13 protein-coding genes are annotated in these 11,347 nt (G+C 72.2%); 7 read left to right on the top strand and 6 right to left on the bottom strand.

Going from position 1 to position 11,347, the window contains the following annotated elements; genetic code table 11:
- Window positions 1-80: 80 nt before the first annotated feature.
- Genes ACZ4AA_RS03060 through ACZ4AA_RS03045 form a run of 4 tightly spaced genes read right to left on the bottom strand, consistent with a single transcriptional unit; the run spans window position 81 to window position 5,382 of the window.
- Window positions 81-1,508, bottom strand: a complete 1,428-nt coding sequence (locus ACZ4AA_RS03060; protein WP_467594256.1) for an O-antigen ligase family protein — start codon at window positions 1,506-1,508, stop codon at window positions 81-83.
- 4 nt (window positions 1,509-1,512) lie between these two features.
- A complete protein-coding gene (locus tag ACZ4AA_RS03055; protein WP_467594254.1) occupies window positions 1,513-2,949 on the bottom strand; it encodes an exopolysaccharide biosynthesis polyprenyl glycosylphosphotransferase in 1,437 nt (478 codons plus the stop codon).
- Entirely contained in the window at window positions 2,946-4,169 is a 1,224-nt protein-coding gene (locus ACZ4AA_RS03050; protein WP_467594251.1) for a glycosyltransferase family 4 protein, read from the bottom strand. The genes ACZ4AA_RS03055 and ACZ4AA_RS03050 overlap by 4 nt, the downstream gene beginning before the upstream one ends.
- Window positions 4,170-4,209: 40 nt before the next feature.
- Entirely contained in the window at window positions 4,210-5,382 is a 1,173-nt protein-coding gene (locus ACZ4AA_RS03045; protein ID WP_467594248.1) for a DUF3344 domain-containing protein, read from the bottom strand.
- Window positions 5,383-5,699: 317 nt separating this feature from the next.
- Here ACZ4AA_RS03045 and chpG point away from each other — a divergent pair, with 317 nt between their 5' ends.
- The 7 genes from chpG (at window position 5,700) to ACZ4AA_RS03010 (ending at window position 9,747) form a co-directional block, all read left to right on the top strand.
- Window positions 5,700-5,939: a chaplin ChpG gene (gene chpG, locus ACZ4AA_RS03040; protein WP_339129423.1), complete on the top strand. Its 240-nt coding sequence runs from the start codon at window positions 5,700-5,702 to the stop codon at window positions 5,937-5,939.
- A gap of 260 nt (window positions 5,940-6,199) precedes the next feature.
- Window positions 6,200-6,502 carry a hypothetical protein gene (locus tag ACZ4AA_RS03035; protein ID WP_467594243.1) on the top strand — a complete coding sequence of 101 codons (303 nt, stop codon included), beginning with the start codon at window positions 6,200-6,202 and terminating at the stop codon, window positions 6,500-6,502.
- 86 nt (window positions 6,503-6,588) lie between these two features.
- A complete protein-coding gene (locus tag ACZ4AA_RS03030) occupies window positions 6,589-6,828 on the top strand; it encodes a chaplin (RefSeq protein WP_398457204.1) in 240 nt (79 codons plus the stop codon).
- Window positions 6,829-6,993: 165 nt separating this feature from the next.
- Complete coding sequence (locus ACZ4AA_RS03025) at window positions 6,994-7,491, top strand: DUF5949 family protein (RefSeq protein ID WP_467594239.1); 498 nt, start codon at window positions 6,994-6,996, stop codon at window positions 7,489-7,491.
- The gene (locus tag ACZ4AA_RS03020) at window positions 7,491-8,120 is read left to right on the top strand and encodes a vitamin K epoxide reductase family protein (RefSeq protein WP_467594236.1); all 630 of its coding nucleotides are present in this window, start codon (window positions 7,491-7,493) and stop codon (window positions 8,118-8,120) included. The genes ACZ4AA_RS03025 and ACZ4AA_RS03020 overlap by 1 nt, the downstream gene beginning before the upstream one ends.
- Before the next feature lie 318 nt (window positions 8,121-8,438).
- On the top strand, window positions 8,439-8,897 hold the full coding sequence (locus tag ACZ4AA_RS03015) for a tyrosinase family oxidase copper chaperone (protein ID WP_467595112.1): 459 nt from the start codon (window positions 8,439-8,441) through the stop codon (window positions 8,895-8,897).
- Entirely contained in the window at window positions 8,881-9,747 is an 867-nt protein-coding gene (locus ACZ4AA_RS03010) for a tyrosinase family protein (protein ID WP_467595109.1), read from the top strand. Before ACZ4AA_RS03015 ends, ACZ4AA_RS03010 begins: the two co-directional genes overlap by 17 nt.
- A gap of 88 nt (window positions 9,748-9,835) precedes the next feature.
- On the opposite strand, the gene ACZ4AA_RS03005 is transcribed toward ACZ4AA_RS03010, so the two are convergent.
- Together ACZ4AA_RS03005 and ACZ4AA_RS03000 are read right to left on the bottom strand one after the other, a co-directional pair.
- The gene (locus ACZ4AA_RS03005) at window positions 9,836-10,144 is read right to left on the bottom strand and encodes a chaplin (protein WP_467594233.1); all 309 of its coding nucleotides are present in this window, start codon (window positions 10,142-10,144) and stop codon (window positions 9,836-9,838) included.
- Window positions 10,145-10,340: 196 nt separating this feature from the next.
- Window positions 10,341-11,300 (bottom strand): D-2-hydroxyacid dehydrogenase family protein, encoded by a 960-nt coding sequence (locus tag ACZ4AA_RS03000; protein ID WP_467594229.1) that lies wholly within the window; start codon window positions 11,298-11,300, stop codon window positions 10,341-10,343.
- Between the last annotated feature and the right edge of the window lie 47 nt (window positions 11,301-11,347).

Here is an 11,347-nt window from a genome sequence, read left to right as displayed (position 1 = left end):
GACCCCGGTTCCCGCACGGGCCTTCGTGCCGGAGCCCGGCCCCGTGTCCTGGCCTTCCCCCGCCCTGGGTGGCGTCACCGTCATCGCGCCGCGGCCTCTTCCCGTACGGCGGCCGGTGCCGACGCGTCGCCCGCGGGTGCCGCGGACGGGTCCATCAGCGCCCACCAGCCGATGACGCCGAAGACGACGGCCGTCAGGACCGTGGAGGGGCCGCCGATGTCCGCGTACACGAAGTCGACCAGCTGCCAGACGAGCAGCCCGCACGCCACGAGCCCGCAGTCCGTGCCGCGCCGGGCGGGGCCTGCGGTGAGCGAGGGTCCGGTGGCGGGGCCGTGGCGCGTGACCTCCCGTGGCGCGCGGCGTACGCGGACCAGTCCGCGCAGCGCGCACACCAGCAGCGCCAGCCAGCTGCCGGCCAGGGCGAGCAGGCCGATGAGGCCCTGCTCGCTGAGCACCAGGAGGTACATGTTGTGCGGCGAGAGCAGCGCCTGCTTGTGATAGGCGGCGCCCGCGCCCGCGATGTCGCTGCCCGAGGAGAGCGCGAGCGAGGCGTGACCGTCCCGGTTGTCGGGGAAGCCCTTCAGCCCGACGCCCGTCAGCGGGTGTTCGCGCCACATGCCCGCGGCCGCCGCCCACATCGTGTACCGGTCGGTCACCGACTGGTCCGGCGCGTCGGTGACCTGCGTGATGCTGGCGATCCGCTCCTGGAGCATGGCGCTGCCGAGGCCGAGGCCGCCCACCATGATCACCCCGGCCGCCGCCAGCGCCGCGACCACCTTCACCGCGCGCCGCAGCCCCGCGAGGACCAGCTGTGCCCCGCAGGCCACGGCCGTGGCGATCCACGCGCCCCGGCTGAACGAGACGGCCAGCGGCGGCAGCAGGACGAGCGTGCACAGCACGGCGACGGAACGCTGCCGTGCGTCGGCCGTTCCCAGGGCCAGGGCCACCGCGCACACCAGCCCGAAGGCGACCACCGTGGCCATGCCCATCACGTCGGTCGGCCCGAACGTACCGACCGCGCGGACGTCCTCGCCCTGGTAGGAGGCGCCGGTCCCGGTGACGTACTGCCGTACCCCGACCGCCCCCTGCCACAGCGCCAGCGCGACGAACGACCAGGCCAGCAGCCGCAGATCGCGCCGGTCGCGCACGAGCAGCAGGACCGCGGCCGGCACCAGCACGAAGATCTGGAGATAGCGGGTGAGGCCGGTGATCCCGGCCCCCGGGTTCGCCGCCCCGGCCGCCGCGACCGAGATGCCGACCACCGGGAGCCCGAGGACCAGGGCCGCGGTCCTGGACAGGGGGCGGCGGCGGGTCCGCAGGAGATGGATCGCGCAGCAGAGCACCACGAGACCCGACATGGCGTCCGCGATGTTCGCGCCGCCCTCGCCGCTCGGCGCGATCGGCAGGGCGAGCAGCGCGATCACCGCGACGACGGGCAGCACCGGCAGCGCGCGCCGCAGGGCGGCGGTCAGGCTGTCCAGGGGAGTGAGGGGCAGGACCTGGCTCACCGGCTCAGCTCCCCGTCGGGCGCACCAGCGCCGCGGCCGTGCGCAGCAGGATGCAGATGTCCTGCCACATCGACCAGTTGTCGATGTACGCGTTGTCGAACCGGCAGCGGTCCTCGATCGAGGTGTCGCCGCGCAGCCCGTGCACCTGCGCGAGTCCGGTGATGCCGGTCTGCATCCGGTGACGGGCCGCGTAGCCGGGGTAGGTCTGGCTGAACTTGGCCACGAAGTACGGCCGTTCGGGGCGTGGTCCGACCAGGCTCATGTCCCCCCACAGGACGTTCAGGAGCTGGAGCAGTTCGTCGAGCGAGGTGCGTCTGAGGAAGCGGCAGAAGCGGCTCATCTCCTGCTCGCCCGCCACGCTCCAGCGGGTCGCGGCCTCGTGCGCGTCGACCGGGCGGTGGGTGCGGAACTTCAGCAGCGTGAACGGCCGTCCGTCCTTGCCGATGCGCTCCTGCCGGAACACCACCCCGGGCCCGTCGGTCAGCCGGAGGACGGCCGCGAACACCAGGAGCAGCGGACTGGCCAGCAGCAACAGGCTTCCGGAGACGGCGACATCGAGGAGCCGCTTCGCGAGGCCCGCCCGCCGCCCGCCGATCGACAGGGGGCGGCAGGCGAAGCCGGCCAGCGTGTGCCGGCCCTCGCGGTCGTACGACGGGCAGTCCGGGTCGACCTCCCACAGCTCGCAGCCCGCCAGCGCCAGCGCCCGCAGCATCGGTCCGCGCCGGCTCGGCGGTTCCACCACCAGCACGGCCCGGACGCCGTTCTGGATGAGCGCCCGCTGCACCTCCTCGCCGGTGGTGAGCACGGGCAGTCCGTCGAGTCCGGTCGGCCGGTCGGAGACGACACCGACCGGCCGTACGCCGCAGTCGGGACGGCGCAGGAAGGCCGCGGCCACCCGCTGCGCCGTCCCGGCGGGACCGACCACCAGAGCGGCACCGGGGTGCTGGGCGAGGAAGCGGCGGCGCCGCCAGTGCACCGTGCCGCGGCCCGCACAGCTGATCAGCGACTGTACGGCGCAGCCCAGGGCCAGCGTCCGGGCCGACAGCGCCTCGTCCGGCGCGAAGGCGGCGAAGGCGGCGGCCAGGGCGCACCAGGTGACCGCGATCCGCGCGCAGACGGCGGGCAGTTCGTCGAGCAGGGCGGGCAGCGGCACCGGCCGGTACAGCGCCGCCCGTGTGTTGAGGCAGAGCACTCCGAGCAGCAGGGCCACGACGATCGGCGGATGCCGCTGGATCTCGGTGAGCGTCTCTCCGGCCACCAGCGCCGCGGCCGCGTCCAGGGCGGCCAGCGGCAGCCAGGAGGCCCGCCGGACCGTGTTCCGCTGTCCGGCCGGGAATCTGAAACCGCCGTCGGTCTCGCGCGAAGGCATGACCGAGACGGACGAGGATCCGTACTCCCGGGGCTGGCCGCCGGGGGAGGGAACGGTGCTTTCCGCAGTCACGAGTGGATGGACTCCCTGCACTCGGTGTGGTCCGCGCACATGACGCTCCCGGGGTGCGTGCACAGGACGCTCCCGGAGTGCTGCGGTGGTCGGCCGGACAGCAGGTCGCGGTACACCCCCGCGACCGCGTCGGCCGTCAGGCGCACGTCGTGCGTGGTCAGTACGTGGCGGCGCCCCTGGTGGCCGAGCGATTCGCGCAGCAGGGGATCGGCCAGCAGCGCGCCGATCGCCTCGGCGAGCGGTGCCGGTTCGGGCGAGGCCACCAGACAGCGGGTGTCGTGGTCCGGCGGCAGGCTCTCGCGGGCGCCGTCGACGTCCGTCATGACGACCGGGCGCCCGCAGGCCATGGCCTCCAGCGGGGCCAGGGCCATGCCTTCCCAGCGGGAGGGCAGCACCACCAGATCGGCGGCCTGGTACCAGGGGACCGTGTCGGCGGCGGCCCCGGCGAAGAGCACATCACGTGGTGCCCCGGCGCCCAGCCGCGCGGCGTCGGGTCCGTCCCCGACGAGCACGAGTCGCGCCGTGGGCACCCGCCGCAGCACCGAGGGCCAGGCGTCGAGCAGGATGTCCTGCCCCTTCTGCCGGCACAGCCGCCCCACGCACACCACCAGCGGAGCCGCCGGATCGACCCCCGCGAGCAGCGGCAGAGCGGCTCGTACGGTGTCCACGGCGGCGGGGTGGAAACGCCCGGGGTCGACGCCGTTCGGGATCACCTTCCAGGGGGCGCGCACTCCGGCTCGTACGCCGGTCGCGCGCTCCGCCTCGCTGACGCACACCACCCGGGACGCCCAGCGCGCCCCCCAGCGCTCCCAGCGCAGCGCGAGCGCCGCGGCGGCACCGTCGACGGCCTCGAACGACCAGGCGTGCGGCTGGAACACCGTCGGCACCCGTCCTCGCAGGGCGAGCCGGGCCGCGAGCCCCGCCTTCGCGCTGTGCGCGTGCACCACGTCGGGCCGCACCCGCGCCAGCACCCGGCCGAGCCGCCGTACCTCCTGGGCCAGCTGCGGCCCCGGTGCCCGCGTCGCGTGCCAGGGGCGCACGTCCGCGCCGAGTGCCCGGATCTCCCGGGCGAAGGCGTTGCCGTCCGGGCAGGCGACGGTCACCCGTGTTCCGGCGGCGAGCTGCGCCCCGACGAGGTCGCCGACCACGCGGGCGACACCGCCGTCGACCGGCTGCGTGACATGAAGGACCCGCGGCGGAGGGTCTGTTGGCAGATGCATGCGCGGTTCCTCGCTGACGGGCGGCGCGCCGGTGCGCGCGTCACTGCTTCGCGTCGACGGCGGCGAACAGTGCTCCGACCCAGGCCGCGTCCCGCTGCGAAACGATCCGGAAGGCCAACTGGTCACCCCCGGCGCGGATCCCCTTGCCCAGTTCGAGGACGTCGGAGTCGTAGCCGAGCGTGTTCGCGTACGCCGGTACCCGCCGGACGGCACCGGGCCCCGGCTCGCTGATGGTCGAATTCAGCACGTCGTCACGGGGGTTGGCGGAATCGCCCAGCGCCGTCGGCGCGCCCTGGCCCGTCGAGACGGACAGCGAGTCGCCCGTACGTCCGCGGTCGCCGTTGTACGCGACCAGGCCCACCGTGCCCCGCACCCGCCCGGGGAGGTCCGGCCCGCCGAACGGGATCACCCGCTCCTCGCCGGGGCCGAGCGTCCCGAAGCCGTCCCAGACCGAGAGCCGCCGCAGCGGCTCCGACCTCTTCTCGTAGGCGACCATCAGCGTCCAGCCGCCCCACGCCCCGGCGGCGGACCGGCCCTTCGCCACACTGACCTGGGCCACCGTGTAGAGGCCCGCACCGCTCGCCCGCACCAGCCGGGTGACGTCCGCCGAGGCCTGGAACGCGTCCGCCCCGCGGGCCGCCCGGTGTCCGACCACGCGGTCCGCGCGCAGTTCCTTGTACGCGCCGCCGGGCTCGGCGATCAGCACCCGCCCGTCGTCCTTCGGCGGCTTCTGCTCGCCGACCCGGAGGTTGCCGCCCCAGTACAGCCGCGCGTACGTGACCCGGGCGCCCTTCGGCAGACGGACCTCCGCGCGACTAGAGTTGTAGGTGTTCGGGTCGTGGTCGACGTCGATGTAGAGCATGTCGAAGTCGCCGTTGGACGCCGGGGCGCCCCGGCGGACCGCGGGACAGGAGGGAGTCGCCGCGCGGGTGACCCCGGCCGTTCTCGACGAGCCGCGGGGCAGGGCGGACCTCGTGGAACTCCGGCAGCTGATCGAGGAGTTGGCGGCCCGCACGATGCCGCCGTGCTGGAGCGCGTGGTACCGCCGCGTGAACGGGAGCGACTCCGCCTGGGCGGCGGGCGGACTGTCGGCGGGTCTCCCGGCGGGCACGGCTGCCCCCGCCGGCACGGGCGCACCCGTCGCCCAGAGGGCGGCGAGGGCGCAACAGCCCACGAACGCACGGCGCAGCAACAGGGTCGGGGAAGTACGCATGACCGGCGGTGCCCTTTCGGGGAAAAGGTTCTGGACCAGCAGACGGACGGAAAATCCGAGAAATCAGACACGTACGCGTCGGCTCCCCGCGAGCCCCCGGCGCCCCTCGACGCCCGCTTCCGGGCGCCCTCGGAGAGCCAGACTCTAGCTGTTGTCCCGCTTTGTCATCGAAAGCTGTGATGTGTGTCGGAATGGTGGAGCGTGGCCGTCCGGGACATCACTCCTTTGGAGGCACAACCCCTGTGTGCGCCGCGCGTTGAACTCGGAGCCGGGCATCCCGCCCGGATGTTGTGTCGATTTCCAAGGAGCACTTCTCCATGTCGCGTATCGCGAAGGGCCTGGCCCTGACCTCCGTTGCCGCCGCCGCCGTGGCCGGCACCGCCGGTATCGCCGCCGCCGACAGCGGCGCGCACGGCGCGGCCGCCCACTCCCCGGGCGTCCTGTCGGGCAACGTCCTTCAGGTTCCCGTTCACATCCCGGTCAACGTCTGCGGCAACACCGTGAACGTCATCGGCCTGCTGAACCCCGCGTTCGGGAACACCTGCGTCAACGGCTGACGCCGTCGCGGACCCTTCCGGCCGGCCGGCCGCCCTCCCGAAACGGAGGGCGGCCGGTCCGCGTTGTCGCGTCGAGGGGCAATCGGTCCGCGTTCCCGTCGAGGGGCGGCCGGTCCGCCTCGCCGGACGGTGAACCGGTCCGTGCGGCCCGGTGGTTGCAGGAATGTCGGCACGCGGAGTTTCCGTCGCGTTCGGGGCTCGTTAGGCAGCGCACAGAGGAATTCCCTCCGGCGACATCCGTCGCCGAAGAAAGGAACACGATGAAGTCGCTCAAGGTCGCCGCCGTGATCGCCGGTTCCCTGGCCGTCGCCGGTGCCGCGGGGCCCGCGTTCGCCGCCGGTGCCTCCGGCCTCACGCCCTCCAGCCTCAACGGCGCCCTGGAGACCGTCACCAGCCAGCACTCGCTCAGCGTGCAGGATGCCCTTCCCCTCCAGCACCAGTCGAACGCGCTCGACAGTGAGAACAAGGGCTCCGTGCTCAACGGCGTGAACGGCGCGACGAAGACGCTGAACACGACCGCCTCTCCCGCCCAGCTCCTCGGCGGACTTCCCCTTCAGGGTTAGTCGCAACCCTTGCGCGCGTGTCTTTCCGCAATGCCCGCGAGCATTTCCCTAGGCTCTGAGGAAATGCTCCGATGAAAGGAATCACAATGAACACTGCCAAGAAGGCCGCTCTTATTTTCGCCACCGCCGGAATGGCCGCGGGTGCCGCCGCGGGGAGTGCCGCTGCCGACTCCGGCGCCGAGGGTGCCGCGGTCAATTCTCCGGGTGTCCTGTCGGGCAACGTCCTTCAGGTTCCGGTGCACATCCCGGTCAATGTCTGCGGCAACACGGTCGACGTCATCGGTCTGCTGAACCCGACTTTCGGCAACACCTGCATCAACCACTGACGCCGTACGGCAGTCGTGGCGGGAAGGGCTGATTCCGAAGGCAGGGAATCGGCCCTTCCCGCTGTTCGAGTCCCGTACCTCATTCGTGTGGTCACGCTCTTGGGTATCGCCCGGTCGGGTGATTTCGGTCGGGAACCCGAACGGGCGCATCGATAGGGTTCCGCAATGACCTCGACCTCAAGCGAAATGCGTCCCTTTCAGGACGCCGATCTCGGCACGCTCGCCGTCATGGCGTTCAGCGGAGAAGCCCCCGACGGCGACATGCCCTATCTCCTCGCCTACTCGCTGGGAGACGGCGACGGGGGTCCCGAGGGATCCGCGGCCGCCATCCGGCAGCTGCTGATCGACAACGGACTGCCCGTGGGCGACACGCTCATCGACGGATCCCGGCACCCGAGCCTGCCGCTCACCCTGCTCGTCGAGGCGGGCCAGGCCGTCGTCAGCATGCCGCACCTCAACGCCCAGTGCCTCGCGCCGCCGGAGTGGCTGGCGGCGGTGGACAAGCGCGGCTACGCCTACTTCCTGTTCGCCACCCGCGCCTGGCCCGTGGCCCAGCCCGGCAAGCCCGTCGCGGCCGAGGACCTGACGGCCTTCGCGGGCGACGAGGAGACCCTGCTCAGCGCGTCCCACGTGCTGCTGCCCGCGCGCAGCCTGCGTCGCTGATGACGGCCGCCGCGGGCCCGGGGACGGGCGGCGGGCTCGGTGCGCGCGGACACACCGCGGGCAGCAGCCGGGCCTTCGCCCTGCTGATGGTGATCACCGGGGCCGCCGGTCTGCTGGCCGCGTGGGTCATCACGATCGACAAGTTCAAACTGCTGGAGAACCCGAACTTCGTCCCGGGGTGCAGCCTGAACCCGGTGGTCTCCTGCGGCAGCGTCATGAAGAGCGAGCAGGCCTCGGCCTTCGGGTTCCCCAACCCGATGCTGGGTCTGGTCGCGTACAGCGTGGTGATCTGCGTCGGCGTGAGTCTGCTGACCGGTGCGGGATTTCCCCGGTGGTACTGGCTGACGTTCGACGCGGGCACGTTGTTCGGCGTCGGATTCGTCAGCTGGCTCCAGTTCCAGTCGTTCTACCGGATCAACGCACTGTGCCTGTGGTGCTGTCTGGCCTGGATCGCCACGATCATCATGTTCTGGTACGTCACGTCCTTCACCGTACGAAACAATTTCCTGCCCGCACCGGAATGGCTGAAGGGTTTCTTCGCGGAGTTCACCTGGGTTCTCCCGACGCTGCACATCGGAGTCGTCGGAATGCTGATCCTCACCCGCTGGTGGGATTTCTGGACGAGCTGAATCCGCCTATCTGAAGACTAATGTGTCCGTCGGGGGAATCTTGATCCGATGACGTTCCCGCAATCGTTACGTGCTACGGACCCCGAGCCGCGTCGGCGGTTCGCGGGCGTTCACGGGCGGGGGCCGGGGCCGGAGGTCGGGGCCTTGGCCGGCCGTCGCCGTCGATCGAACCTCCCGCGAACGTCCCGAAGCCGACCGAAACAGCCTCAACCCGTCGAGGAGAGAAGCATGTTCGCCAGCTGGATGTCGGACAGAGTGCCGAGGCGCGGACGGGGCCGGGTGCCCGCCGCCCCGGCACGCGGCCGCAGGACGGAACGGATGGCGGGCGGACTGGCGCTGACCCGGCGCGGCGCGCTGCGGGGACTGCTCGTGTCGGCCGTCGGCGTGGCGCTGGCCCCCGTCGTCGCGGCGTCACGGCCGCCGCGCCGCCACTCCCGGGACCTGTCCTTCGACGAGATGTACCGCGGCCGGCACATCCTCGGCACGAGGAGCGGCACGGACGGCCGGGCCGCGTTCGCCGGCGGTGAGTGGCAGGTCACGGTCGACGGGCGGCCCCTCCACCTGATGCGCCGCGCGGACGGCAGCTACCTCAGCATGGTGGACCACTACGAGTCGTACCCGACACCCCTGGAGGCGGCCCGCGCGGCCGTCGACCAGCTGGGCCCGTCCGAGCAGCTCAGAGGCATGGCGGGCATGACGGGCATGAACGGCGTGACGGACGGCGGGCGGGAGAACGCCACGGAGGGTGGTGTCCACCACCATGGTGTACGCGCGTAAGAACGTCAGCACCCTCACGAGCGCGGAGCGGCGCCGCTTCGTCACCGCGATGCTGGAGGTCAAGCGCCGCGGGGAGTACGACGAGTTCGTCCGCCGGCACATCGACTACTACGTCTCCGACGGCGACGGCGGACTGCGCGCGGCCCACATGGCGCCCTCGTTCCTGCCCTGGCACCGGTGCTTCCTGCTGGACCTGGAACAGGCGCTGCAACGCGTCGACTCCGGGGTGAGCGTGCCGTACTGGGACTGGACGCGGAACCGTACGGCGACCTCGGCGCCGTGGACCAAGGACCTGCTCGGCGGCAACGGGCGCCGGACGGACCGGCAGGTCATGACCGGCCCCTTCGCCTACGCCACGGGCAAGTGGACGATCAAGGAGGGGGTGACCGACGGGGCGTTCCTCATGCGGGAGTTCGGCCGCCCGAGCAAGCCGATCCAGCTGCCCACCCCGGCCGCACTGAACACCGCGCTCGCCGACCCGGTCTACGACACGGCCCCCTATGACTCCACGACCACCCGCGGCTTCCGCAACCGGCTGGAGGGCTGGGGGCACGGGACGGGCAACGCCACCTGGGAGAACCACAACCGCGTCCACCGCTGGGTCGGCGGCCACATGCTCGGCGGTGCCTCCGTCAACGACCCCGTCTTCTGGCTGCACCACGCCTTCGTCGACCTCCAGTGGACCCGCTGGCAGCAACGGCACCAGGGCGCCCGCTATCTGCCCGAGCGGCCGCCGGGACCCCGCGACTCCCAGTACCGGCGCATCGTCGCCCGGCGCGAGAAGATGCCCCCGTGGGGCGTGACGCCGGAGTCGATGGAGGACCACAGCCACATCTACCGGTACGCGTAACCGCACCCGCCGGTACGTCCGGCCCCACGCGGCGGACACGACGAGGCCCCGGCGGTGACTTCCCGCCGGGGCCTCGTGCGTGCTGCGCTCAGTTGCCGTAGCCGTGCGCGCCGTGGGTGTCGTGCGTGTTGTGCGTGTGGTGCTGCTTGAGGTGGCCGCCGCCGTTCACGCAGGTGTTGCCGAAGGCCGGGTTCAGCAGACCGACGACGTCGATCGTGTTGCCGCACAGGTTGACCGGCACGTTGATCGGCGCCTGGACGACGTTGCCCGACAGGACACCGGGCGAGCCGACGGCCCCGCCCTGGGCGCCGGCGTCAGCCATGGCCATACCGGCCCCGCTGAGGGCCACGGCGCCCGTGCCCACGACCACTGCGGCGGCCTTCGCGATGCGAGACATCACGTTCTCCTTATGAGTCGATGAGTGCGATGGCTCAAACGCGACCGCACGTCCCGTTCAACGCGTCCGTCCACACCTGGTCACGGGCACCCGGCAGGGGATCACTCTTCGAACAGGGGCCGCAAGAGCGGCCGTTCGTCCGGCCCGGCCCGCGTGGGGCGGGGAAGGAGGAGAGGCGGACAGGGGCGGGGCGGGGTCAGCCGAGGAGGCGCAGCGGTGTGCCCGCCAGGAACGCCCGGATGTTCTCGACGGCCGCGCCGTAGTACGTCTCGTAGTTGGAACGGGACACGTATCCGAGGTGCGGGGTGGCCAGCAGCCGCGGGGCCGAGCGCATCGGATGACCGGCGGGCAGCGGCTCGGTGTCGAACACGTCGACGCCCGCCCCGGCGATCCGTCCCGCGTGCAGCGCGGCCAGCAGGGCGTCCTGGTCGACGATCGCCGAGCGCGAGGTGTTGACGAGGAAGGCGGTCGGCTTGAGGAGGGCCAGCTCGGCGGCGCCCACGAGCCCCCGGGTGCGATCGCCGAGCGCCAGATGCACGGAGACGAAGTCGCTGCCCGACAGCAGTTCCTCCTTGGAGGGCGCGAGCTCCACTCCCACCTCCTCGGCCCGTTCCGCGGTCAGGTTCTGGCTCCACGCGCCGACCCGCATACCGAACGCGAGCCCCACCTGGGCCACCTTGCCGCCGATCCTGCCGAGCCCCAGCAGCCCGAGCCGGCGCCCGTGCAGGTCGGCACCGACCGTGCTCTGCCAGGGACCGCCCGCCCGCAGGGCGCCGTTCTCCGTGACGATCCCCCGCGCGAGGCCGAGCAGCAGGGCCCAGGTCAGCTCGACCGGGGGAGTCGAGGAACTCGGCGTGCCGCACACGGTCACCCCGTGCGCCCCGGCCGCGACGTAGTCGATCACGCCGTTGCGCATCCCGGAGGCGATCAGCAGCTTCAGCCGCGGAAGCCGTTCGATCAGAGATCCGGGGAAGGGCACGCGTTCGCGCAGCGTGACGACGATGTCGAAGTCGGCCAGCGCCGCGGCCAGCGCGTCCTCATCACCCAAGTGCCGCTCGAAACAGGTCACTTCCACGGTGTCCGCGACGGGCGACCAGTCGGCGACCTCCGTCGCGACGCCCTGATGGTCGTCCAGCACGGCACAGCGAAGACGCATGACGGGTCCCTTCCAGGCTCATCCGGACCCTACCCGAGCCACGTCCG

It is taken from the genome of Streptomyces sp. NPDC024698, from assembly GCF_055559015.1.
The sequence above is the reverse complement of the archived record's forward strand: the minus strand, read 5'-3'. Positions and strand labels throughout refer to the sequence as shown.